20 protein-coding genes and 1 pseudogene are annotated in these 23,261 nt (G+C 61.4%); 6 read left to right on the top strand and 15 right to left on the bottom strand.

The window, feature by feature from the left end:
* Window positions 1-6: 6 nt before the first annotated feature.
* Together arr and HGP16_RS10550 are read right to left on the bottom strand one after the other, a co-directional pair.
* Window positions 7-429 carry an NAD(+)--rifampin ADP-ribosyltransferase gene (arr, locus tag HGP16_RS10555; RefSeq protein WP_168839948.1) on the bottom strand — a complete coding sequence of 141 codons (423 nt, stop codon included), beginning with the start codon at window positions 427-429 and terminating at the stop codon, window positions 7-9.
* A gap of 132 nt (window positions 430-561) precedes the next feature.
* Window positions 562-1,467, bottom strand: a complete 906-nt coding sequence (locus HGP16_RS10550; protein WP_168839947.1) for a LysR family transcriptional regulator — start codon at window positions 1,465-1,467, stop codon at window positions 562-564.
* A gap of 117 nt (window positions 1,468-1,584) precedes the next feature.
* Here HGP16_RS10550 and HGP16_RS10545 point away from each other — a divergent pair, with 117 nt between their 5' ends.
* The 3 genes and pseudogenes from HGP16_RS10545 to HGP16_RS10535 all read left to right on the top strand — a co-directional run.
* Window positions 1,585-2,007: a DoxX family protein gene (locus HGP16_RS10545; RefSeq protein ID WP_168839946.1), complete on the top strand. Its 423-nt coding sequence runs from the start codon at window positions 1,585-1,587 to the stop codon at window positions 2,005-2,007.
* Between the two features lie 45 nt (window positions 2,008-2,052).
* Entirely contained in the window at window positions 2,053-2,925 is an 873-nt protein-coding gene (locus HGP16_RS10540; protein ID WP_168839945.1) for an NmrA family NAD(P)-binding protein, read from the top strand.
* 375 nt (window positions 2,926-3,300) lie between these two features.
* Window positions 3,301-3,471: pseudogene (locus tag HGP16_RS10535) on the top strand (glutathione S-transferase N-terminal domain-containing protein); the annotation flags it as partial.
* Between the two features lie 70 nt (window positions 3,472-3,541).
* Here the strand turns inward: HGP16_RS10535 and HGP16_RS10530 are convergent.
* Together HGP16_RS10530 and HGP16_RS10525 are read right to left on the bottom strand one after the other, a co-directional pair.
* The gene (locus HGP16_RS10530) at window positions 3,542-4,321 is read right to left on the bottom strand and encodes an alpha/beta fold hydrolase (protein WP_168839944.1); all 780 of its coding nucleotides are present in this window, start codon (window positions 4,319-4,321) and stop codon (window positions 3,542-3,544) included.
* A gap of 61 nt (window positions 4,322-4,382) precedes the next feature.
* Window positions 4,383-5,150, bottom strand: coding sequence for an SDR family NAD(P)-dependent oxidoreductase (locus tag HGP16_RS10525; protein WP_168839943.1), 768 nt, complete (start codon window positions 5,148-5,150; stop codon window positions 4,383-4,385).
* Between the two features lie 133 nt (window positions 5,151-5,283).
* On the opposite strand from HGP16_RS10525, the gene HGP16_RS10520 reads away from it, so the two are divergent.
* Window positions 5,284-6,174, top strand: coding sequence for an AraC family transcriptional regulator (locus HGP16_RS10520; protein ID WP_168839942.1), 891 nt, complete (start codon window positions 5,284-5,286; stop codon window positions 6,172-6,174).
* 202 nt (window positions 6,175-6,376) lie between these two features.
* Here HGP16_RS10520 and HGP16_RS10515 read toward each other — a convergent pair whose 3' ends face one another.
* Window positions 6,377-7,513, bottom strand: coding sequence for an AAA family ATPase (locus HGP16_RS10515; RefSeq protein WP_168839941.1), 1,137 nt, complete (start codon window positions 7,511-7,513; stop codon window positions 6,377-6,379).
* Between the two features lie 25 nt (window positions 7,514-7,538).
* Window positions 7,539-8,483 (bottom strand): GNAT family N-acetyltransferase, encoded by a 945-nt coding sequence (locus tag HGP16_RS10510; protein WP_168839940.1) that lies wholly within the window; start codon window positions 8,481-8,483, stop codon window positions 7,539-7,541.
* Between the two features lie 244 nt (window positions 8,484-8,727).
* Here HGP16_RS10510 and HGP16_RS10505 point away from each other — a divergent pair, with 244 nt between their 5' ends.
* Together HGP16_RS10505 and HGP16_RS10500 are read left to right on the top strand one after the other, a co-directional pair.
* Window positions 8,728-9,663: a tyrosine recombinase XerC gene (locus tag HGP16_RS10505; RefSeq protein WP_168840085.1), complete on the top strand. Its 936-nt coding sequence runs from the start codon at window positions 8,728-8,730 to the stop codon at window positions 9,661-9,663.
* A 130-nt stretch (window positions 9,664-9,793) separates the two neighbouring features.
* Window positions 9,794-10,885, top strand: coding sequence for a TraB/GumN family protein (locus tag HGP16_RS10500; protein ID WP_168839939.1), 1,092 nt, complete (start codon window positions 9,794-9,796; stop codon window positions 10,883-10,885).
* Here HGP16_RS10500 and HGP16_RS10495 read toward each other — a convergent pair.
* The 9 genes from HGP16_RS10495 to HGP16_RS10455 form a co-directional block, all read right to left on the bottom strand.
* On the bottom strand, window positions 10,863-11,375 hold the full coding sequence (locus HGP16_RS10495) for a DUF2867 domain-containing protein (RefSeq protein WP_168839938.1): 513 nt from the start codon (window positions 11,373-11,375) through the stop codon (window positions 10,863-10,865). The two genes, HGP16_RS10500 and HGP16_RS10495, sit on opposite strands and share 23 nt — an antisense overlap.
* Before the next feature lie 315 nt (window positions 11,376-11,690).
* A complete protein-coding gene (locus tag HGP16_RS10490; RefSeq protein ID WP_205927487.1) occupies window positions 11,691-14,552 on the bottom strand; it encodes a pitrilysin family protein in 2,862 nt (953 codons plus the stop codon).
* A 112-nt stretch (window positions 14,553-14,664) separates the two neighbouring features.
* Window positions 14,665-16,071, bottom strand: a complete 1,407-nt coding sequence (gene lpdA / locus HGP16_RS10485; RefSeq protein ID WP_168839937.1) for a dihydrolipoyl dehydrogenase — start codon at window positions 16,069-16,071, stop codon at window positions 14,665-14,667.
* Between the two features lie 28 nt (window positions 16,072-16,099).
* A complete protein-coding gene (locus tag HGP16_RS10480) occupies window positions 16,100-16,738 on the bottom strand; it encodes a LysE family translocator (protein ID WP_168839936.1) in 639 nt (212 codons plus the stop codon).
* A gap of 18 nt (window positions 16,739-16,756) precedes the next feature.
* Complete coding sequence (locus HGP16_RS10475) at window positions 16,757-17,512, bottom strand: SDR family oxidoreductase (RefSeq protein WP_168839935.1); 756 nt, start codon at window positions 17,510-17,512, stop codon at window positions 16,757-16,759.
* Complete coding sequence (locus HGP16_RS10470) at window positions 17,509-18,012, bottom strand: hypothetical protein (protein WP_168840083.1); 504 nt, start codon at window positions 18,010-18,012, stop codon at window positions 17,509-17,511. The genes HGP16_RS10475 and HGP16_RS10470 overlap by 4 nt, the downstream gene beginning before the upstream one ends.
* Window positions 18,013-18,032: 20 nt before the next feature.
* The gene (locus HGP16_RS10465; RefSeq protein ID WP_168839934.1) at window positions 18,033-18,782 is read right to left on the bottom strand and encodes a DUF4241 domain-containing protein; all 750 of its coding nucleotides are present in this window, start codon (window positions 18,780-18,782) and stop codon (window positions 18,033-18,035) included.
* Between the two features lie 15 nt (window positions 18,783-18,797).
* Window positions 18,798-19,994 (bottom strand): 2-oxoglutarate dehydrogenase complex dihydrolipoyllysine-residue succinyltransferase, encoded by a 1,197-nt coding sequence (gene odhB, locus HGP16_RS10460; RefSeq protein WP_168839933.1) that lies wholly within the window; start codon window positions 19,992-19,994, stop codon window positions 18,798-18,800.
* A gap of 245 nt (window positions 19,995-20,239) precedes the next feature.
* Entirely contained in the window at window positions 20,240-23,224 is a 2,985-nt protein-coding gene (locus HGP16_RS10455) for a 2-oxoglutarate dehydrogenase E1 component (protein ID WP_168839932.1), read from the bottom strand.
* Window positions 23,225-23,261 lie beyond the last annotated feature (37 nt).

Raw genomic sequence — 23,261 nt, 5'->3', positions numbered from 1 at the left:
CTCGCATCAGTTGATGATTTCGCCTCGTTCGTCTGAGCGCAGTGCGGTCAGTCGTTCTCTCCATACCTGTAGTGCTTCAGGCGTCAATCTGGTCCAATGCGTGAGTTCGCCGATGACCTTGAGCGGTGCGCTGCTGCGATACGACCGAGTGGGGTTGCCGGGAAATTTCTTGTCGGTCACGTTCGGGTCGTTCTCGAATGTCCCGGTCGGCTCTACGACATAAACACGCGGGACTGCGCCGCCTCCGATGAGTTCGGCCGCGATTTCAGCGGCAAGCCCGGCACCGTCCACAATGGCAGTGAAATAGATATGGTTCATCACCACTTCAGGACGATAGTTCGACCGATATCCTGCGGTGAGGAAGTCACCCACGCGCAAATCCGCGATTGTGCCATGAAAGAAGGGGCCTTTATCCGGCGCTTCGGTCATCGTGATCGTCCTCATCTTGTGAGTCTGATGGGGTCGCAAAGCGACGTGGGAGGATTCCGCTCTTCCCGTTTCTGCTTCGCGCCCGCATCCTCGCCGCTCTCGGGCAAAGTGTACCGTCCCGAAAGCGGGCATCTATTCCAGATACGGCGTCAGCACATCTTCGATCCATTTCATGAATGCGCGGACCCGGCGCGACAGATTGCTCCTATGTGCCACGACGAGGGACACCGGAATCGCCCGGCGACGAAAATCGGGAATGATCTCCACAAGCGCTCCACTCTCGAAATATTGCCCGATCCCCAAGAGTGGTGCCTGAATCAGGCCAAGGCCGGCGAGGGCAGCGGCGTCGTAAGTCTGCGCGCTGTTGACGTGTAGCGCACCAGGTAACTGAAGCGTCGCGTAGCCGTCACCGTCCGGATATTCCCATCCATGGGGTCTTGCGCCCAGCATCGTCGAAAAATGAATTGTCCGATGTTCCTGACGCTGGAGATCTTCCAGCGATCGAGGGACGCCATAGCGCGCCAGATAGGCGGGACTGGCAGCGTTGACCATGCGCAACAGGCCCAATGGGCGAGCAATCAGCGTCTCGTCTCCTATGGGTCCAAGCCGCAATACGCAGTCGAACCCCTCTTGAACCAGATCGACTTGCCGATCCGTACTCGACACCTCCAGCTCCAACTCGGGGTGAGCCGCCATGAAATCCGGCAAGGCCGGCACGATCGTTGTGCGCGCCACCTCGGTCGGAAGATCGACCCGTAAACGCCCGCGAAGTGCCACGCGATCGCCTGCGAACATCGAGTGCAGGTCATCGACTTCAGCAAGCAGATCGCGGGCACGGGCATGAAATGCGCGTCCGTCCTCCGTCAACTGCACGCTGCGCGTCGTCCGGTGCAGGAGCCTGACACCGACATCTTCTTCCAGCCTGCGGACCGCCGTTGAGGCCCTTCCCTTTTGGATGCCCAGGCTATCGGCCGCGCGGGTGAAGCTTCCCATTTCCGCGACCGTTATGAATATGAGGATTGGTTCGAGATTCTGCATTTTCGTGTCTCGGTATTGTTGACCACATAGAGAACAGTACGTTCCTTTTTGTGCTGTTTATCATGCTCCAGAGACACAGTAGCTTCAAAATTGAATAACGCCATCGGAGAACGACACATGTCCGAAACGATGAAACAGCATCAGGTGCCTGAAACCATGACCTTGCATCGCGCCCAGTGGGCGGGCCGGATCATGAGCGCGTTTGTCGTGATCGCTCTGGTGGCCGACGGCACTATTCAACTTTTCATGCCGGGACAGATCGCGAGCATGTTGCAGGAAACCGGGTTCGCGATGGACCTGACCCGTATCGTGGGTCCGATCATCCTCGCCTGCGCCACCCTTTACGCCATTCCGGCCACCGCCGTCCTCGGCGCGATCCTGGTGACAGGCTTTTTGGGAGGCGCGATCAGCGCCCATGTCCGCATCGGTGAATTAGGGTCGCCGCCGGAAATCATTTCGCTGCTTCTGGGCGCGATTACTTGGGGCGGCCTCTATCTGCGTGACGCCCGAATCCGGGCCATTCTGCCGCTCATCCATTGAATCAACCGGGGCAGTACTCTGTCCCTCAACATCAGGAGAAAACGCATGTTTTTAGTAATGGGAATCACGGGAAACGTGGGCGGCGCGACGGCAAAGCATTTGCTGGCGCAAGGCAAGAAGGTGCGCGCGCTGGTCCGCGACCGCGAGAAGGCGGTTAACTGGGCGAACCAGGGCGTGGAACTGGCCGACGGCGATTGGAATGATTCGGCAGCCATCGAGCGAGCGCTCAAAGGCGTCGAAGGTGCGTTCGTCATGTTGCCCCCGGTCTGGGCGCCGTCGCCCTATTACGAAGAAGCAAAGGGCGTGATTGCAAATTATGTCGAGGCGCTCACCAAGGAAGCGCCGCCGCGAGTGGTTGCGCTTTCGTCGATGGGCGCGAACAGAACCAGCGGGCACGGGGTGATCACGGCCTTGTCGCTTCTGGAGCAAGGTTTACGCGACCTGATTTCGCCAATCGCATTTGTGCGCGCAGGCGGATTCTTCGAAAATTTTCTTTTCGGCTTGCAGGTCGCGCAGGGCGGAACGCTACCGGTCTTCTACAATCCGACAAACCGGAAATCGACCATGGTCGCGACGAGTGACATCGGCGCCGAGGTTGCAACCCTTTTGACCGGGCCAGCATGGTCAGGGCAGCGCATCGTCGAGATTGGTTCGATGGTCACGGCGGATGAAGTCGCGGAACAATTGGGCGAAGTCCTAAATCTCGACGTGAAAGCCTTTGCAATCCCGCGTGCAGGATGGGCGGAAGCGTTAGAGCAATTCGGCATCCCGAAGGGCCACAGCGGACCTGCCGAAGAAATGTACGAGGCCGTGAATGCGGGATGGATGGACCTCGGCGTCGGGGGTACGGAGCACGTAGCGGGTAAGACGTCCGCACGCGATGTATTCGCGGCGGCACAGGACGCCGCCAAGGCGTAAGTCCGGCACGGATCAGGTATGACGGAGGCTACCCACTTCTGCGTCGGACGCGCTGCGGGAAGCACTCGACAGTTCAAGTCAACATGAGGCGCGTCTACTCCCGCCCAATCTTCACAATCTCCGAATGGCGGACTTTTCGGCTTAGGGAAAGTCCGCTATCCGCGTCTTGTCATTTCATAGCAGCCAGTCTGCTCACGGCCCCAGAGCGGCCGTTCATTTGATTTGACGCGAAGGTCCTCCATTGGCCGGGGCCGGACATCCACCGTTCGGTGTTTCTCAACAATTTTCCACTGCGATGTCGGATCGCCATACGCTCGTGCGTCTTAGAGACATTGGCGGACAGACGTCGGTTCCTCAGCGAGGAGGAAACGGGCCATGATCACGGTTTACGGCGAAGGAAGGGGATTTCGGGTCGTCTGGCTTCTGGAGGAAATGGGCCTTCTGTACCGACTGAGGCCCGTAGACCTGATAGCCGGAGTTGCCGATGACGCGGAATTCCTGGCGATCAATCCAGCCGGATTCATTCCGGCACTTCGGGACGGCGATCTCCCCGTTGGCCTTGCCGGCAGCGATCAGGCTCGGAATATCGGCTCTCGCGGCGTCAGGGGATCCAATGTCATGATTGCCCGGCAGCTTCCAGAATGAGTTTGGTGATCTCATCCGGATGTGAAATGAGCGACAGATGGCTGGATTTGAGTTCGATGGCTTTAGCGCCCATGCGTCTGGCCATGAAACGCTGCAGGTCTGGATTTATCGTCTCATCTTGCGTCGAAACAGCGTAGTAGCTTGGCTTCGAGCGCCAAGCAGCGTTTGAGGTTTTGCCGGTGAGCAACGCCTTTTGGAATGGTTGTTGAACGGCATAGAGAACCCTGGCCCTGGCTTCGGGAAGGTCGCCCCCGAAATCGCGCAGGAACGCTTCTTCCGTCAGCCGTCCTTCGTCGCCGTCGAAGACAATGCCCGCGGTTGCGGGTGGTGTCGGGTAGGTTTTTGCCAAAGCTGCATAGTCCTCACCTGCATCCGGTGCTCGGGCAGCGACATAAACTAATGAAGAGACGTTCGGGTGTATGCCTGCCTCGGTGAGGATCATCCCCGAAAAGGAATGGCCGACAAAGACAGTCGGACCGTCCTGCCGGTCGAGGACGCGCCCGGCGGCGGCCACGGCATCGGGCAGCGTGGTGAGCGGATTCTGGACCGCCGTGCAGTTTAGGCCCTTCGCCTGCAGCCGGGCGATAACCTCGGTCCAGCATGATCCGTCGGCGAAAAGTCCATGCACGAGAACGACATTGCGCGCCTTTGGAGGCGTGTGTGTGGCGGCCAGGCCGGCACGTGTCGCAACAAATGACGTGGCAGCACCGACGAGCAAAGTTTTAGAAAATGTGCGTCTGTTCATCATCATGATCGAATCTCCTTCGTTTGCGAAGCGGTAGGATTATTTGAACGCGGTCCGGAGCGGCATCTCAGATTGACATTCCGCCAGAGACCTCGATGCGTTGGGCATTGACCCAGCGATTGTCCTCGGAGAGCAGCGAGGCAATCATCGGACCGATATCGTCGGGCAGGCCGGCACGGCCCAGCGCCGTCATTTCGGCGACACGCTGGTTCAGATCCGGATTGTCGCGCACCATACCGCCGCTAAAGTCGGTCTGGATGGCGCCGGGCGCGACGACATTGACGGCGATGCGACGCGGTCCCAGCTCCTTTGCCATGTACTGGGTCAGCACCTCGACCGCTCCCTTCATCGCACCGTAAGGAGCGCTGCCAGGAACGATGATGCGAGTCAGGCCGCTCGACAGGTTGACGATCCGGCCGCCGTCATTGATCAGCGGCAAAAGCTTCTGCGTCAGGAAGAAAACGCCCTTGAAGTGCACATTGTAAAGCATGTCCAGTTCATCTTCCGTCGTCGCCTCGATGCTGTTGTGGTGCGAGGTTCCGGCATTGTTGACGAGGTAGTCGAAGCGCTCGGCGCCCAAATCGGCAAGCGCCTGCTTTACGGCGTCGACGAAAGGGCCGAAACCGTGAGCGTCGCCGGTGTCGAGCCTGAGGGCAATGGCTTTAGCGCCAGCTTCAGCAACCAGGGCCACGACCTTTTCGGCTTCCGCCCTGCTGGAATTGTAGGTGAGGATCGAGTCGACACCGCGTCTGGCGAGGTTGAGCACGGTGTTGCGGCCCAGCCCGCGGCTGCCGCCGGTGACGATTGCGATTTTGCGTTCGGAATTCTGTGTCATTGCCGTTCTCCGTTGGTTGATGACGGTGAACATAAGAGGGCGACGCACGGGCGAACATGCCGGAACCGGCTTCTTTCTTGCCTGATCCTGCCTCCGGCGTTAACGTCGAATTCCAGATTTGCGGGGAATCCGATTGAGCACCCTTTCGATGTTGCATGATGCCGTTGTCGCCGCGTTTGCGGCTCATGGAAACGGCAGCCCCTATTTCACCGCGATCGACGGACTGGCCTTGCTCCGATCCTTCTCCGAGCGGCATCCGAACCACCTGATCCACCGGCCGGCGCTGTGCATCGTGGTGCAGGGCGCGAAATGGACGACGTTCGGCGAACGGAGGCTCCATTATCGCACCAGCCAGGCCATGGTCGTCAGCGTCGAGATGCCGGGTGCAAGCCAGGTGGTACACGGCGCGCCGGATGCGCCCTATCTCAGCGCCGTCATCGAACTCGATCAGGCAATCCTACGCGAAGTCTATGAAAGCATGGAGGCGCCGCCCACTCCGGCCTCCGACGAGCATGCCGCCGCCTTCGTTATGGAGCTCAACGAGGCAATCCTCGGCTGCGCGGCGCGCGCCGTCAGCCTGCTTGGCGAGCCGCAGGCAATCCCGCTGCTCTATCCCGGCGTCAAGCGCGAACTATGCTATCGCCTGCTGGCCGGGCCACATGGCGCTGTCTTCGCCCGCATGGTCGTCGGTGCGGAGCGAAACCGGCGTCTGGTCGAAGCGATCCACGCATTGCGGGGCAATTTCGACAAGCAGGTGCGCGTCGATGATCTTGCCGCGCTCGCCGGCCTGAGCCCGACAGCCTTCCATCGTCAGTTCAAGGCAATGACCGCGATGACACCGGTGCAGTTTCAAAAGCAGATTCGCCTGATGGAGGCGCGCCGGCTGATGCTGTCACGCGAAATGTCGGCGGAAACGGTCGCCTTTGAGGTGGGCTATGCCAGCCCCTCACAGTTCAGCCGGGAATATGCTCGGCTGTTCGGGGCTCCGCCACGCCGAGACATCGGAAAGCTTCTGTCGGCCTGACTGTTTGAGCGCGCACGCTGAAACTGTGGCTGAGAAATTTTTGCGTCGTTCGAACGCCGATGGTCCGGCCGAATATATGCCCTCGAAAGCACTGTGGGTCTCGCCCGGCTACGCCGCCATATGGGGTTTTGCCTAGTCGCCAATAATGCCGCGTGCATCAGCATCTTTGCATAGGCTGGAAGGCGGCGAAGTCAGATCGTCCCTATTCATCGTCATCGTCGACCTCGCCGGTCAGCCGCATGCCGTCGATCCAGGTGGAGCCGTCTTCGCGGATCACCCGGCGCGGCTTGGCGCCGCAACGCTCGCGCACGGCCTGCGCCAGAACCTCGGAATGGGTGACGATCCAGATCTGGCTCGTCTTCGCCGCTTGCGCGATCATGTCGGCAAGCGGCGGCAGCATATCCGGATGCAGGCTCGCCTCCGGCTCGTTGAGCGCGATCAGCGGCGGCAGCCGGTAGGACATCAAGGCCGCGGCAAGGCCAAGGAAACGGATCTGGCCATCGGAGAGCTCACGCGGCTGAAAGACGCGGTTGGGAAATTCCGGCAGCATCAAGCCGAAATCCGCCGTCTCCTGCGGCTCCGGCACGACGAGCCTCGCCCCGCCGAGGGCAGCGGCAAGAACCCGATCCAATTCGACGGTATCCTCTCGCGTATGCACGAGCGTCGCGAAAACAGCAGCTATATTGGCGCCGTCCTCATCCAGCATCGGCGCCGTCACGGCAAGGCAAGGCGCGCGGAGCGGCGAGCCGCGATCGGTGCGGAAACCGTGAAAGAAGCGCCAAGCATCGACTGCGCGCCGAAAGGTGCCGACCTCCGGAAAATAGCCGGCATCCCCCAGCAGCGCGATTGCCGTTTCGGAGGTCAGGGCCTGCTCGGGATGGGCTTGCATGCGCCCGGTCTCGCCGCGCACCGAAATGCCGGGACCGTCGCGTTTCATCATCATCACCGGCCGCCGCCCGGTCTCTACCGAAAGTTCCTCGGCCTTGATTTGCGGCTCCAGCGGAAAGCCTGCGGAGGCAGAAGGCGGCCGCATGCCGGCTTCGATCCAGTAACGGAAGGTCGCCGCCCTCTCCATATCGAGCAGCTCGACATCGAAGCGGATGCGGGGAGATTCATGCGAACGCCGTTTGCCCGACCACATGGCCGAGAACATGCCGCCCTCGCTGGAGATTTCATGCGCCAGCCTTCCGCGAACCGCCGCCTGCACGAGCTGCAGCGAACGATAGAGGTTGGACTTGCCCACACCGTTCTCGCCGATGAACAGATTGACATCGGAGAGATCCATGCGGATCGAGCGCAGGGAGCGATAATTCCGGGCAAACATGGAGCGTAGCTGCATGCCTGGGGTTTAGCCGATTCCCCTGTCAAAGAGAATGCGAAACCAGGGGCTCATCCTGCTCGAAGGGAACGAGCGGCGAGAAGGTCGCATTGCCGTCGGCCGCAAGGTCGACGACCGTATGCTTCTCCAGCGCCTTCGTCACCTCGTTGACATCGCCATCCAGATGTTCGACCGGGATAAGATTGCCGACGAGGAAATCGAAGCGGTCGCCGCGCTTGTTGAGCAGCTCGTGGAAAACGGTCATATCACGCAGCTCGGTCGACCATTTGGCGAACCAGTAGAACAGGCCGGAATTGCGCGCCGTCAGGTGAACCGGCAGGATCGGCAGATTGTATTTGCGCGCGAGACCCACGGCCGACGTCTTCCACGGGCGCTCGTTCAGCGTGCCGTTCGCCCAATAAGCGATGCGGCCGGATGGGAAGAGCACGGTCACCTTGCCCTCCGCCACGGCGCGGTTGGTGAGCTGCAGCGTCTCGCGCGTCTTCGGCTTGCTCTTATATTCATCGCGCCACTCCACCGGGATGATCATCTCGGCAAAGCGCGGATTGACGCGCACCGCATCCCTATTGGCAAAGATCATCATATCGGGCCGGCGCGATTTCAGAAGATCGAAGACGGCGACGCCGTCGGCAATGCCTGTCGGATGGTTGCTGACGAGGATGAAGCCGCCGGAGGCGGGTATGCGATCGGCATGGGTGACACCGATATCGAGCCTCAGCAAATCGCTCATATATTCGAAGCACTGGAAGCCGGAAAGCTTGGCGACATCATCGGCGAATTCGATCGCCTTGTTATAGCGCAGCAGCGTGTAGAGAAAGGGGCGCATGAGCGGCCAGAGCGGATTGCGGACGATCTTCTGGCCGCGCTCGGCGATCAAGGTATCGACAATATGTCCCGGCTGTCCCTGGGACACCAAAGCGATCGCCTCTGCAAGCTGTCCCAGTGCAGTTATCGACCCGCGACGTGCCATGAAGTGTCCTGAATGGTTGGGATATTTTCTATCGCAATCGAATATGATCGAAGCATGACAAGCGCCTCGCATATGGCCGCTGAACCGTCGGAAGCCTGGGGAGCGGACCTATACGCCGTTTTTTGAAGTGCCGCTGCTCCCGCAACACATGGAGATGCAAGCCGAGCAACAGGAAAGTTAGTGATTCCATAACCTTCCTTCATTCAAAGTGGCAGAAGGAATCCGAATTTCAAGGGGTTTTCCACTGAACGAATTGTTGATCATCGCCGACTCAGGGTTGATGGCGGAGCGCAGCCGCTGGCTCGACGCGCTCGGCCGGGAACGGCGGCTGGCCGCCCACACATTGAATGCCTATGAGCGCGATACGCGGCAATTCCTGACTTTCCTCACCGGCCATCTTGGCGGTCCTGCGACGATCGCCGATATCCATGCGCTGCGTCCCGCCGACTTCCGCGCCTTCCTCGCCGCGCGCCGAAAGGATGGTGCCGGCGCGCGCTCGCTTGGGCGCAATCTTGCCGGCCTTCGTTCGCTGCTGCGCTATCTCGAAAAAAAGGGTTTGGTGAACGCGGCAGGTGCTGCCGCGGTGCGCTCGCCGAAACAGCCGAAATCGCTTCCCAAGCCGCTTTCCGACAAGCAGGCGATCACCGTCGTCAGCGACGAAGCGCAACTGCACGAGGAACCATGGATCGCGGCACGCGACGCGGCCGTTCTGACACTGCTCTATGGCTGCGGCCTGCGCATTTCCGAAGCACTGGATCTGAAGCCGCAGGACTTTCCGAAAGGCGCGACGTCACTGCGCATTACCGGCAAGGGCAACAAGACCAGGCTGGTGCCGCTGCTGTCGATTGTCGTTGAAGCGGTCGACCACTATCGGGCGATTTGCCCTTACCATCTCGATGCGGACGGACCGCTCTTTCGTGGCGCGCGCGGCGGCAAGCTGCAGCCGGGCATCATCCAGCACGGCATGCAGAAGCTGCGCAGCGCCTTCGGCCTGCCGGATACGGCCACGCCCCATGCGCTTCGCCATTCCTTCGCCACCCATCTGCTCGCCGGTGGCGGCGACCTGCGCACTATCCAGGAACTGCTCGGCCATGCCAGCCTTTCGACGACTCAGGTCTATACCGGCGTCGATTCCTCACGCCTGCTCGAGGTCTATGACCGCGCCCATCCGCGCGCATAAGGAAAGATTAACCCCTTGCGTTAAGGGAATATCCGCCTCGAACGGGTAGAGCAGAAGCATCTATCGGCATGTCTCCTGAAAGCCATTTTTGCGCATCAGGATTCGCGCCCTCTGCGAACGGAAGATTTTGATGATTTCTGCCCTCGGATCCAAGACGATGCGGTCGATGAAGCAGGTGCCCGGCGATATCCTGCTCTGGCTTGCCACGGCCTTTCCGCTGATGCTCGCCATCCTGCTGATCGCGACAATGCTGACGCTGCAGCCGGCGCATGCCGACGAGACGGCATCCGACAGTTGCGGCGGCAAGGATCTCATGACCGAACTTCAAAAGACCGATCCGGCCAAATATGCCTCCATCATCGCCGCCGGCGACAAGGTGGAAAACGGCAAGGGCATTTTCTGGAAGCTCGAGAAGCCCGGCCTGAAGCCATCATGGCTTCTTGGCACCATGCATGTCTCCGATTCGCGCGTGCTGACCATGCCGAAGGGCGCCGCCGACGCCGCTGCCGGAGCCGATACGATCATCGTCGAATCCGACGAGATTCTGGATGACAAGAAGGCGGCCCTTGCCCTTTTTTCCAATCCTTCCCTGACGATGCTCACCGATGGATCGACCATCAGCGAGCATCTGTCGCCTGAAGACAATACCCGGCTGGAAGCCGGTCTGAAGGAGCGCGGCTTGACGCTCGCTGCCGTCTCGCGCATGCAGCCCTGGCTGATATCAAGCTCTTTCGAAATGACCGGCTGCGAGGTTCGCCGCAAGGCGGCCGGCGCAAAGTTTCTCGATCAGAAGCTGGCAGGCGATGCCGCCGCCAAGGGCAAGAAGGTCGTCGGCCTTGAGACGCTCGCCGAACAGGCCAAGGCCATGAGCGATCTGCCGATCGCGCTGCACCTGAAATCGCTGATGCAGACACTCGAACTCGGCAACAAGATCAACGACGTCAACGAGACCATGACCGGCCTCTATCTCGCCGGCGATATCGGCGCGATGATCCCGATGCTGAAGGTGATCGAGCCGGACCAGAAGATCACGGACGACGACACCGCCGCTTTCGAACAGCGCATCATCCTCGATCGCAACAAGGTCATGGCCGAACGCGCCACGCCGGTTCTCGACAAGGGCAATGCCTTCATGGCCGTCGGCGCCCTGCACCTCGTCGGCGACCAGGGCCTTGTGACGCTGCTGCGCAAGCAGGGCTTTACGGTAACGGCCGCGGACTGACCGCTCGCATCCGCTTGCTCAAATTGGAAAGCGTCGTCGCGACGATCAACCGATGGAATGGCGTGATGATTGCGAGATAGATCCGGCCAAGCAATATTTTCCGCCTAACGAGCGTCGTGGCATCGACCAGTCGACGCCCCTGATCGTCGTTCCGCACGTCGATGACGACCCGAAAATCGAGATGCCGATCATCGAACCCGAGCACAACCTGATGGTCGGACTTGCTGACGACGGGAAAGAAGCCGATTTTTTCCAGCTCGTCCGCCCGAAGGTCGCTGCTGGATCTCAACCCAAACAAGCCTGTTACCGCATCGCGCACTCGTATCAGCAGCCGTACCCAAAACGGAAAGCGGCCGAGCATCGTTCGGGCGGCGGCAATGGCCGTCAGATCCGAGTTCGGGATATTCAGTTCGTAGCAGTCAGCCCAATCGGCATCCGGCAACGCCGGATGCGGCATAAGGGGCTTCACCATCAAAGGCCTTGCAGACATGGTTTCTCCGCCTTTATTCGACGTCTGCAGGCTACCACACATTGCGATGCTACCCGATCGACAAACGTCGGCTGCGGCAATTTAGCCGATGGGTGGCTGTTTCGCACAATTCCAGGAAAAGTGCGCAGCGGTTTTCCGTCCGGAATTGCGAGATAACAAAGAGATAAAGCGGTGCAGGAATGCAGTGATAAGCTGAACCGCTTTAGAGCCGGATGATTTTAGGTCTGTTCGATCTAAAATCTGAATCCGCTCTAGAATCAAAGAAGTAGAGCGTGATGTCGTCCGAAAACCCCTCACACTTTTCGGCATCACGCTCTAACGCACCGCCGATCCGCCGGCCGGCAATATCTTCATCCGCCAGGAGGTTCCCGGCTTCATATATGTCGTCGCGATGGCGCGGACATCCTGTGCGGTTACGGCCTGATAGCCGCTGATGCCGCTGCGAATCCGTTCGAGGCGGCGCGGGTCCGTCTGGGCGTTCTGGAGGCTTTGAAGCCAATAGCTGTTGGCCTGTTGCGAACGCTTGACCTCTTCGATGATCGGAGCCTTCGCGCGCGTCAGCTCATCCGGCGACACATCTCCACTGCGCAGATCGCCGGTGATCTTGTCGACCAGATCGAAGAAGTGATCCAGCTTGGCCGGCGTCGTCTCGACATAGGCATAGGCAAAGCCGTAGCCTGGGATCGATCTCGACAGATCGACTTCGCTCTGGGGGCTGTAGGTTGCTCCCTCGGCGAGGCGGAACTGGTCGATCAGGCGGTTCTGCAGGATCGCGCCGGTCACATTGGCGGCGGCGGCTCTCGGCAAATCGGAGAGAAAATCGCCGATCGGCATGGCGACGGCCGCGCCGGCATTGTCGCTTCGCCCGTCATGAAGCCGGACGACCGGCTCGGGGGTCGGTGCGGGGAAATGCGCAGCGGCGTTGTCGACCTGACCCTGCGCGTCGCTGCGCGGCGGCAGTGCGCCGAAGGTCTCGGCCGTCATGCGGATGGCATCATCGACCTCGACGTCGCCAGCGATGATGACCTCGATCCGCCCCCTGGAAAGGAGCGGCTGCAGAAGCGTCTCGAAATCCTCCGGCCTGGCGTCGAGCAGTTGCGACCGGTTCGGGAATACCCAGCGCGGATCGCCGGAGTGCAGGAGACCGGGCAGATCGCGACCGACCACGCTGCCGGGCGTCGCCTGAAGCTGGGCAAGACTGTTCAGATAGGCCTGCTGCACCCGTTTGAAGACGTCCGGACGGTAGGCCTGATCCGAGGCATAGGCTGTCAGAAGCTGCAATTGTGCCGCCAGATCCCGCGGCCGCGTGGCGCCCTCGAATTTGAAGGCGGCATCCTGAATGGAAAAGTCATTGCCGACGACCTTTTCAGCAAAAGCCTTCTGTATGTCGTCATAGCTGATGGCCTTCAGACCGGACATCGGCAGCGCCGGTGCCGCCCAGATCGGCAGCGAACGGTCCTGCGGCAGATCCAGGCGGCCATGGCCGATATTGGCCCGCACCAGCACTTCGTCGAGGCGATACTTGGTCGGCTTCACGGTCAGGCGAACGCCATTGGCAAAGCGAACCATGGTAATGCCGAGATCGTCGACCGACCGCCGTTCGACAATGGTCCCCGCCTGCCCGAAACTGGTGTAGGGCCACGCGACCGCGGTCGCTTTCACCGGCGCGGTGACCGCAACGGCACGTGACTCGGCATAGGCCCTCTTGACGGCCGCATTGCCGCCCTCGGGCATTTGCGGGATTTGCAGCACGAGCTGCGGGCCGTTGCCGGCGAAAACGCGCTGAAGAGTTTGATCGACTTCGTCCGCGCTCAGCCCCTTCATCGCGGCATCGAACAGCGAAAGATCGTCGGCAGGTGACGTGAAAACCAAATTCTCTCCGACACTCCAGGCAAGCGATCCGGCGATAACCGGGCTGGTGCGCGTTGCCGCTCCGCCCGCAGCCGCCTGCAGGGTGGAACGATATTCGGCGATTTCACGGTCGATCTCGCTTTGATCGACGCCGAACTGCGCGACGCGGCGCTGCTCTTGGTCGATGGCGGCAAGCGCGGCCTGCCACGTGGCCGAATCGCTATCGGCGGCAACGACCGCGACGCGGGCCGACTTGAACAGGTCCTGCGCGCCGGCCCGCGCATTGACGAAGGGCGGATTGGGTTGCTGTGCCAGAACGGATAGGCGCCGGTTGAGAACGGCAAGACCGATATCCTCGATCAGCTGCGTGCGACGCTTGGCGAACATATCAGGCGAAGCATCATAGGGGCGCGTCCAGGCGAGCTGAACGCGGGTAGCACCGCCAGGCACGACGACCGTACCGACGCGTTCTCCATGCTTTTCCAGCGTGCCGAGGTCCGGATCGACCGGCGCAGCGCTGGCGACGGCCCAATCGCCGAAACGGGTCCGGATATCGGCTTCGAGCGCGGCGGCATCGATATCGCCGACCACGATCAGAGTGGCGCGATCCGGGCGATAATAGCTGCGGTAGAAGTCCCGTACGAGATCGACCGGGGCGTTGCCGATAATATCGGTCTTGCCGATCGGCGAACGCTGCGGCACGAGCTGGCCGGGCAGAAGCTGGCTGAGGAAACCGGCCCCGCCACGATATTGCGGCGTGTCGCGCAGCTTCTCTTCCGAAAGGATGACGCCGCGCTCGCGGTCGAAAGCCCCGGCATCAAGCTTCAGCTCGCTCGCCGTCTCACGCATCAGCATCAGTCCGGTCGAAACCGTGTCGGGATTGGCTTCCGGCAGATCGAGCGCATAAACGGTTTCGCCATAGCTGGTGGAGGCATTGGTATCCGCGCCGAAGGCGAGGCCGAGGCGCTGAAGGGTACGCACCATCTCGCCTTCCGGCACATGGGTCGACCCCTTGAAGGCCATATGCTCGAGGAAATGCGCCAGGCCCCGCTGGTCGTCACGCTCCTGCAGCGAGCCGGCGCCGATGCGGAAGCGGATCGCCACCTGACCGGCCGGCGTCGCATTGTGCATGACGGCAAAGCGCATGCCGTTCGGCAGCGTGCCGAAGCGGATCCCCTGCTCCGCGGGCAGATCGCTTGCCGCCTGCGGCCAGCCCGCGGCCGGCACTTCGGCATAGGCAGGCACCGCAACGGCAGCGAGGAATGCGAGCGCCGTCGCAACGAAAAGTTTCAGAGGCAGATGAGCGGATGGGATTTGACGTGACATGCTTGCTTTGTTGGTGAGAACGATTGGATGATGCGATGCACGGGAGCCCGTACATCGCATCATCAGGCAAGCATTGCAATCCCGGCGTCCGTCTCGCCGGGACCGTCCGATCTCACATGTGGATCGGCTTGAAGAAGGTCGCGAGCGCGGCTTCCTTCACGGCTTCCGACATTGTGGGATGCGCGTGGCAGGTACGGCCGAGATCTTCCGACGAACCGCCGAATTCCATCAGCACGGCAATCTCGTGGATCATTTCGCCGGCGCCGAAGCCGACGATATGGCCGCCGAGAACGCGATCCGTTTCCTTGTCGGCCAGGATCTTGACGAAACCGTCCGTCGCCAGCATGGCGCGGGCGCGGCCGTTGGCGGAGAACGGGAACTTGCCGACCTTGTAGGCGATGCCCGCAGCCTTCAGCTCTTCCTCGGTCTTGCCGACGGAGGCGACTTCCGGCTGCGTGTAGACGACGCTCGGAATGACGTCGTAGTTCACATGACCGGCCTGGCCGGCGAGGATTTCGGCGAGCGCCACACCCTCGTCTTCCGCCTTGTGCGCCAGCATCGGACCCTTCACGACGTCGCCGATGGCATAGATGCCGGCGACATTGGTCTTGAAGTGGCCGTCGATCTCGACGCGGCCTCTGGCGTCGAGCGCAACGCCGGCTTCTTCGAGGCCAAGGCCTGCCGTGTAGGGCTTGCGGCCGGTGGCGACGAGAACGACATCGGCATCGAGCACGACCTTGTCGCCGCCCTTGACCGGCTCGAAGATGACCTTCGCGCCATTACCTGTTTTTTCGACGCCGACGACCTTGGCGCCGAGATGGAATTCGATGTCCTGCTTGGCGAGCATGCGCTGAAACTGCTTGGAGACTTCGCCGTCCATGCCGCCGAGGATGGTGTCGAGATATTCGACGACGGTGACCTTGGCGCCGAGGCGCGACCAGACCGAGCCGAGCTCGAGGCCGATGACACCGCCGCCGACGACGATCATCTTGCCCGGCACCTTGTCGAGCGCGATGCCGCCGGTCGACGAGATGATGATCTTCTCGTCGATTTCGAGGGACACGCCCGGAATGCCGGCAACGTCGGAGCCGGTGGCGATGACGATGTTCTTGCCTTCGATCTCGGTCACCTTGCCGTCGTCGCCCGTGACGGCAACCTTGCCGGCGGAGACGATCTTGCCCGTGCCCTGGAAGGCATCAATCTTGTTCTTCTTGAAGAGGAACGCGACGCCGTCGACATTCGACTTCACGGTCGCATCCTTGTGCGCCAGCATCTTTTCAAGATTGAGCTTCGGCGCGGCAACTTCGACGCCGAGCGCATCCATGCCATGGCCGGCATGATGGAACACTTCGGAAGCGTGCAGCAGCGCCTTGGACGGGATACAGCCGACATTGAGGCAGGTGCCGCCATAGGTCGCCCGCTTTTCGACGACCGCGACCTTCAGGCCGAGCTGCGCTGCCTTGACTGCGCAGACATAGCCGCCGGGGCCGGTTCCGATAATGATCACATCGTAGGACATGTCTTAATTTCCTTGTTTTCTATCTCTGTTAGTCGGCCGCCCGCGCCAAGGCGAGGCGGATGCCGAAGCCGACGAGCGCCGCTCCGGTGATGCGGTTGAACCATTTGCCCGACGCGATGAAGCGATCGCGGACCGGCTTGACGGTGAAGAAGGTGGAAACACCGGCAAACCAGGCGACGAGCGCTACCGCCATGCCGATGCCATAGCTGAACTGGATGAGCGCCGGTGTGTCGTGATGGACGAGCGTCGAAAACAGCGACAGGAAGAACAGCACCGGCTTCGGGTTCAGCGCATTGGTGATGAACCCGGTCGCGAGGCAACGCCAGACGGAAACCGGCTTGCGGTCTTCCTCGGTAATCTCGACATTCTTCACCTGGAAACCCGCCTGACGGAAAGACTTGATGCCGAGATAGACGAGATAGAGGACGCCGGCCCATTTGATCAGGCTGAACAGAACAAGCGATTGCGACACGATCAGGCCGAGGCCGAGAATGGTGTAACTGATGTGGAAGAGCAGTGAGAAGCCCATGCCGAGCCCCGTCATCATGGCGGCGCGGCGGCCATGCACGATGCTTTGGCGCAGAATGACGGCGAAGTCGGCGCCCGGCACGACGATGAAGATCGAAAACACCGCCATCAGGCCAAGGAATTCGAGAATATACTGCATCTTATCGACCCTTTCCGATCAGCGGCCGCCACTCACGTCGAGCACGGCACCCGTTATATAGGATGCGTGCGGGCTCAGGAGATAGAGAATGGCGTCGGCGACCTCGTCGGCCGTTCCAGCGCGTTTCATCGGCAATTGCGGCGCGATATCGCGCGCCCGATCCGGCAGGCCGGCGGCCGCATGGATATCCGTATCGATGATGCCGGGCCGTACGGCATTGACGCGGATGCCTTCCGCCGCCACTTCGCGCGCAAGCCCCACAGTGAACGTATCGATCGCTCCCTTGGAGGCCGCATAATCGACATATTGTCCGCCGCCGCCAAGCGTTGCCGCCATGGAGGAGACATTGACGATCACCCCGCCCTTGCCGCCATGCCGGGTCGACATGCGGCGCACGGCTTCCGCCGCCGCGAGCATCGAGCCGGTGATGTTGATGCGGAACATGCGGTCGAGCCGCTCCGGCGTCATCTCGTCCAGGCGCTGGATGGCATCGACAATGCCGGCATTGTTGACGAGCCCGTCGACGCGGCCGAAATGCGCGTCGACCTTGGCGAAGATGGCTTTGATATCCTCGGGCTTGCCGACATCGCCGGCGATCGCGATCGCCTCGCCGCCGGCGTCAACGATCGTCCCCACCACAGCCTCGGCCGCATCCTTGTTGGACGCATAATTGACCGCTACGGCCCAGCCATGCTGGGCGGCGGCCAGGCAGACCGCAGCACCGATGCCGCGGCTGCCGCCGGTCACGAGAAGAACGGGTGCACTCTCGGTCATTGATAGCATCCTTTCAGGCTGAGGACGTCCCAGGGTGCGACGGTCGCTTTCCCTTTGCCCCACAGCGACGATTTCTGGATCGAGGGACCAAGCGCCGGCAGGAATAGCCGGTCCGCCGCACTCTCGCCTTCCGCCGGCAATGCGCGGATATGGCCCTTCAGATCGGAGGCGTAGACCATACCCTGCCAGACGGTGCAGGCCCTGAGATCCGCTCCGGTGACGTCGCCCTCGGGGCATTCGAACATGATCCAGCCGTCGGCGCGCAGCTGGTCGTCACTGCGCATGACGACGCCCTCCGCGACGATAGCGGTATTGCGCACGGCAAGCTTGAACCTGTTGCTGACAGCTGATTCCGACCCCATCGGCTCGAACCGCAACTCGTAAGCATTGTCCATATCGACATAGACGGCCTTTTCCTGCACGCATTCTTCCGCATGGGCAGCGGCGGCGGCAGCCGCGCAGGCCAGCGTTACCAGCGGCATCGAAGCCAGTTGTGCCATCATGTTTCGAGCCGGCATGGTCATTCCCCTCCCGGCTCATGCCGACCATCGGCATTCTCGGTCACGCCGAAATCGGTGAAGAGCACGAGCGCCCGCCCGCCGGCATCGAGCCCCCAGAAGACCGGATAAAAGCCGTCGCCCCAGCCGCTCCAGAAGATGGCGACATTGCCGCGCTTGCCCGATATCGGCCGATGCATGACGTAGTTGTCGCTGTTGGCGCTCAGCTCCGGCGCCAGAACGTCGTCATAGTAATTGATGTCGGACGACGCCTTCTCCATCTGGACCTGCTTTTCGCGCTCCTGGATCAGCGCATAGGTATCGGCATCCATGTAGCAGCCGAGACCGACATCGACCGGATAGCCGAAGAATTCGTCGTCCTTCAGCGAATTGATATCCTGGCCGGGGATCACGGCCAGTTCCCATCGCACCGGCTTGCCGTCGGCAAAGCGCATACTGGCTGCGGCGATGCGGCCGAAGGCTTGATAAAGCGTGACAGGATAATCGCCGGGGGGAACCGTCCGGACAAGCGCTGGGCGATCAGGCCCGACAAGCGGATCGCTGGCAACGATGCGGCCGGAGGTCAATTCCACCTTGCCGATACGCAGGACGTTGATCGAACGGGCGGCAAGATCGGCGTCGCCGAGCGACGCCAGATCGAGATTGCTGCTGAGCTTGGAAATGTCGAGCTCGATCGCCGCGGCGGACGATGGCACCCATGCGGAAACGGCGCACATCAATCCGCGCAGCGTCCGCATGGGCCATGTCGACATGATCCAACGCTCCCCTTAGAGATCGAGAACGAGACGTTCCGGATCTTCCAGGCTTTCCTTGACGCGCACGAGGAAGGTAACCGCTTCCTTGCCGTCCACCATACGGTGGTCGTAGGAGAGCGCCAGATACATCATCGGGCGGATGACGACCTGACCGCCGATGGCGACTGGACGCTCTTGGATCTTGTGCATGCCGAGAATGCCGGACTGCGGCGCATTCAGGATCGGCGAAGACATCAGCGAACCGTAAACGCCACCATTGGTGATGGTGAACGTGCCGCCCTGCATGTCGGCCATCGACAGTGTGCCGTCACGAGCAGCCTTCGCCAGACGGCCAAGCTCCTTCTCGACTTCGGCGATCGACATCTGGTCGGCATCGCGGATAACCGGAACGACGAGGCCCTTGTCGGTGCCGACGGCCATGCCGATGTGGCAGTAGTTCTTGTAGATGATGTCGGTGCCATCGATCTCGGCGTTGACAGCCGGCAATTCCTTCAGCGCGTGGGTGACGGCCTTGGTGAAGAAGCCCATGAAACCGAGCTTCACACCATGCTTCTTCTCGAAGATGTCCTTGTACTTGTTGCGCAGGTCCATGACCGCCTTCATGTCCACCTCGTTGTAGGTGGTGAGCATGGCGGCAGTGTTCTGCGCATCCTTGAGGCGGCGAGCAATCGTCTGGCGCAGGCGCGTCATCTTCACGCGCTCTTCGCGGCTGACATCTTCGACTGCGGTCGGCGCGCGGGCGGCAACGGGTGCGGCCGGTGCGGCGGCGGGCGCCGAAGCAGCCTTGGCGACAGCGGCGATGGCATCGCCTTTCAGGACCTGGCCGCGCTTGCCGCTGCCTTCGACCTGATCGGCGGAGAGATTGTTTTCGGCAAGCAGCTTGGCCGCGGCCGGTGCCGGCGGCATGGAAGAAGCCGGAGCAGCCGGAGCCGCGGGTGCGGCAGCCTGTGCCGGAGCGGCGGCAACGCCGTTGCCGGCGGAGATCTGGCCGAGCAGTGCGCCGAGGCCCACGGTCTCGCCGGCCTGCGCGACGATTTCGGACAAGGTGCCAGCCGAGGGAGCCGGAACTTCGATCGTCACCTTGTCGGTTTCAAGTTCGAGAAGCGGCTCATCAGCCTTAATGGCATCGCCGACCTTCTTGAACCAGGTACCGACGGTCGCTTCGCTGACGGATTCGCCGAGGGTAGGAACGCGGATTTCAGTGGCCATTGTTCAAATCCTGATTTTCGTCATTATGAGTTAGATGGAATTCCGGCGACAGAAGGCCGGGGGACGGGTGATACGCCGCGGCCCAAGCGCCCGGACAACGACAGCGGTCGACCGGGCTTTTGCTTGATCGTGGCGATAGGCGGCATGTTGCTGCATGGCGGCCATCTTCTCCCCCGTCGCATCATGCGGAAGGCTGGGGCGCGACGGCGCGATTTTCAAACGAAAACGCGTCATCGCGCAACCCCTCAACCGCCGAGCGCGTCCTCGAGGAACGCCGCAAGCTGCGACAGATGCTTGGACATCAGGCCCGTCGCCGGAGAGGCGGCGGCCGGACGGCCGGTGTAGCGAACGCGCTGGTACTTGGCATCGATATGGGCAAGCACCCATTCCAGATACGGATCGATGAAGGACCATGCGCCCATGTTCTTCGGCTCTTCCTGGCACCAGACCATTTCCGCGTTGCGGAAGCGGCTAAGCTCGTTGATGAGCGCCTTGGCCGGGAACGGATAGAGCTGTTCGATGCGCAGCAGGTAGATATCGTCGATGCCGCGCTTCTCGCGCTCTTCCAGGAGATCGTAGTAGACCTTGCCCGAGCAGATGACGACGCGACGGATCTTGTTGTCCTTCTGCAGCTTAATCGGGCCATCCTTGATCACTTCCGCATCGTCCCACAGCAGGCGGTGGAAGGAGCTTTCGCCCGCCATCTCCGCAAGCGTCGACACGGCGCGCTTGTGGCGCAGCAGCGACTTCGGCGTCATCAGGATCAGCGGCTTGCGGAAGTCGCGCTTCAACTGACGCCGCAGGATGTGGAAGTAGTTCGCCGGCGTCGTGACGTTGGCGACCTGCATGTTGTCCTCGGCGCAGAGCTGCAGAAAGCGTTCCAGGCGGGCGGAAGAGTGTTCCGGACCCTGGCCTTCATAGCCATGCGGCAACAGGCAGACGAGGCCGGACATGCGCAGCCACTTGCGTTCGCCCGACGAGACGAACTGGTCGAAAATGACCTGCGCGCCGTTGGCGAAGTCGCCGAACTGGGCTTCCCAGAGCGTCAGCGCGTTCGGACGGGCGAGCGAATAACCATATTCGAAACCGAGAACCGCTTCTTCCGAAAGCATCGAGTTGATGACTTCGTAGCGGGCCTGGGTCGGCGAGAGGTTTGCGAGCGGAATGTAACGCTCTTCGGTTTCCTGATCGTAGAGGACCGAATGACGCTGCGAGAAGGTGCCGCGTTCGCAATCCTGGCCGGACAGGCGGATCTTGTGGCCTTCGACGACGAGCGAACCGAAGGCCAGGGCTTCCGCCATCGCCCAGTCGATGCCTTCGCCCGTCTGCACCATGTTGGCGCGGTTTTCCATGAAGCGCTGGATGGTGCGGTGTGCGTGGAAGCCGGCGGGGATTTCCGACAGCTTGCGGCCGATTTCCTTCAACGACTTCATCGGCACGGCGGTCTTGCCGCGGCGCTGTTCGTCGGCATTGTCTGCCGCATGCAGGCCGGACCACTCGCCATCCAGCCAGTCGGCCTTGTTCGGCTTGTAGGACTGGCCGGCCTCGAACTCCTGCTCGAGATGGGCGCGCCAATCGGCCTTCATCTTCTCGACTTCGCCTTCGGTCAGCACGCCTTCGTTGACGAGCCGCTGCGAATAGAGCTGCAGCACCGTCTTGTGGGCGCGGATGACCTTGTACATGTTCGGCTGCGTGAAGGACGGCTCGTCGCCTTCATTGTGGCCGTAACGGCGGTAGCAGAACAGATCGACCACAACGGGCTTGTGGAACTTCATGCGGAATTCGGTCGCGATCTTCGCGGCATAGACGACCGCTTCCGGATCATCGCCGTTGACGTGGAAGATCGGCGCTTCGATCATCTTGGCGACGTCGGACGGATAGGGCGACGAGCGCGAGAAGGCCGGATTGGTGGTGAAGCCGATCTGGTTGTTGATGATGACGTGCATCGTGCCGGCAACGCGATGGCCGCGCAGACCGGAGAGGCCGAGAATTTCGGCAACCACACCCTGGCCGGCGAAAGCCGCGTCACCATGAATCAAGAGCGGCACGACCTTGGCGCGTTCGGAGAGCGGGATGATATCGCCATCCCAATGGGTGGCGCCCATGTCCTGTTTGGCGCGGGCCTTGCCCATGACGACCGGATTGACGATTTCCAGATGCGAGGGGTTTGCCGTCAGCGAGACGTGTACCTTGGAACCATCGAAATCGCGGTCCGAGGACGCGCCGAGATGGTATTTCACGTCGCCCGAACCTTCGACTTCGTCGGGCGCATAGGAGCCGCCCTTGAACTCATGGAAGATGGCGCGATGTGGCTTGCCCATGACCTGGGAAAGCACGTTCAGACGGCCGCGATGGGCCATGCCGAAGACGGCTTCCTTCAGGCCGAGCTGGCTGCCGCTTTTAAGGATCTGCTCAAGCGCCGGGATCAGCGATTCGCCGCCGTCGAGGCCGAAGCGCTTGGTCCCCTTGAACTTGACGTCGAGAAACTGCTCGTAGCCTTCGGCTTCGATGACCTTCTGCAGAATGGCCTTCTTGCGCTCGGGATTGAAAGCGATGCCCTTGTCCGGCCCTTCGATACGCTCCTGAATCCAGGCCTTTTCCTCCGGATTGGAGATATGCATGAATTCGACGCCGAGGGTCGAGCAGTAGGTGCGCTCGAGGATCTCGATCATCTCGCGAATGGTCGCGAATTCTAGGCCGAGCACGTTGTCGATGAAGATCTTCCGGTCGAGGTCCGCATCGGTGAAGCCATAGGCTTCCGGCGACAGCTCCTTGTAGTCTTCAACAGCAGCGGCGATGCCGAGCGGGTCGAGCTTGGCGTGCAGGTGGCCGCGCATGCGATAGGCGCGGATCATCATGATGGCGCGGACGGAATCGCGCGTCGCCTGCAGGACGTCGGTCGCGCCCACCGGCGCGCCGGCGGCTTCGGCCTTCGCCTTCAGCTTGGTCTCGATGACCTTTTCGACAACGCCCCAGTCGCCGTCGAGCGCCGACACGAGATCGCCCTTTGCCGGAATCGGCCAGTTCTTGCGCTGCCAGGAGGCGCCCTTGGCTGCCCTCTTCACATCGTCGGGGCTATCCTCGAGCGCCTTGAAGAAAGACCGCCATTCGTCGGAAACCGATGAAGGATCGTCCTCATAGCGCGCGTAGAGCTGCTCGATATAGGCAGCGTTGGCGCCATCCAGGAACGAGGTGATCTGAAACTGCTCGTTGGCTTCTTGCCTTGCCATGGTGAATCTGCGGGCGCTCTCGCCCGTCTCCCAACTT

It is taken from the genome of Rhizobium sp. P40RR-XXII (genome assembly GCF_012641405.1).
In the GTDB taxonomy this organism is placed as follows: Bacteria; Pseudomonadota; Alphaproteobacteria; order Rhizobiales; family Rhizobiaceae; genus Rhizobium.
Note: the sequence above shows the minus strand (reverse complement) of the source record. Positions and strands in the feature narration are given on the sequence as shown.

Coding starts and splice junctions, on each gene's coding strand:
- HGP16_RS10510 (WP_168839940.1), bottom strand. CDS start 8,483: ATGGCACGTCGCGGGTCGATAACTGCACTGGGACAGCTTGCAGAGGCG.
- HGP16_RS10470 (WP_168840083.1), bottom strand. CDS start 18,012: ATGGCACAACTGGCTTCGATGCCGCTGGTAACGCTGGCCTGCGCGGCT.
- HGP16_RS10455 (WP_168839932.1), bottom strand. CDS start 23,224: ATGGCAAGGCAAGAAGCCAACGAGCAGTTTCAGATCACCTCGTTCCTG.
- HGP16_RS10540 (WP_168839945.1), top strand. CDS start 2,053: ATGTTTTTAGTAATGGGAATCACGGGAAACGTGGGCGGCGCGACGGCA.
- HGP16_RS10500 (WP_168839939.1), top strand. CDS start 9,794: ATGATTTCTGCCCTCGGATCCAAGACGATGCGGTCGATGAAGCAGGTG.
- odhB (WP_168839933.1), bottom strand. CDS start 19,994: ATGGCCACTGAAATCCGCGTTCCTACCCTCGGCGAATCCGTCAGCGAA.
- HGP16_RS10515 (WP_168839941.1), bottom strand. CDS start 7,513: ATGCAGCTACGCTCCATGTTTGCCCGGAATTATCGCTCCCTGCGCTCG.
- HGP16_RS10465 (WP_168839934.1), bottom strand. CDS start 18,782: ATGTCGACATGGCCCATGCGGACGCTGCGCGGATTGATGTGCGCCGTT.
- HGP16_RS10545 (WP_168839946.1), top strand. CDS start 1,585: ATGTCCGAAACGATGAAACAGCATCAGGTGCCTGAAACCATGACCTTG.
- HGP16_RS10480 (WP_168839936.1), bottom strand. CDS start 16,738: ATGCAGTATATTCTCGAATTCCTTGGCCTGATGGCGGTGTTTTCGATC.
- HGP16_RS10490 (WP_205927487.1), bottom strand. CDS start 14,552: ATGTCACGTCAAATCCCATCCGCTCATCTGCCTCTGAAACTTTTCGTT.
- arr (WP_168839948.1), bottom strand. CDS start 429: ATGACCGAAGCGCCGGATAAAGGCCCCTTCTTTCATGGCACAATCGCG.
- HGP16_RS10475 (WP_168839935.1), bottom strand. CDS start 17,512: ATGACCGAGAGTGCACCCGTTCTTCTCGTGACCGGCGGCAGCCGCGGC.
- lpdA (WP_168839937.1), bottom strand. CDS start 16,071: ATGTCCTACGATGTGATCATTATCGGAACCGGCCCCGGCGGCTATGTC.
- HGP16_RS10530 (WP_168839944.1), bottom strand. CDS start 4,321: ATGATGATGAACAGACGCACATTTTCTAAAACTTTGCTCGTCGGTGCT.
- HGP16_RS10550 (WP_168839947.1), bottom strand. CDS start 1,467: ATGCAGAATCTCGAACCAATCCTCATATTCATAACGGTCGCGGAAATG.
- HGP16_RS10495 (WP_168839938.1), bottom strand. CDS start 11,375: ATGTCTGCAAGGCCTTTGATGGTGAAGCCCCTTATGCCGCATCCGGCG.
- HGP16_RS10525 (WP_168839943.1), bottom strand. CDS start 5,150: ATGACACAGAATTCCGAACGCAAAATCGCAATCGTCACCGGCGGCAGC.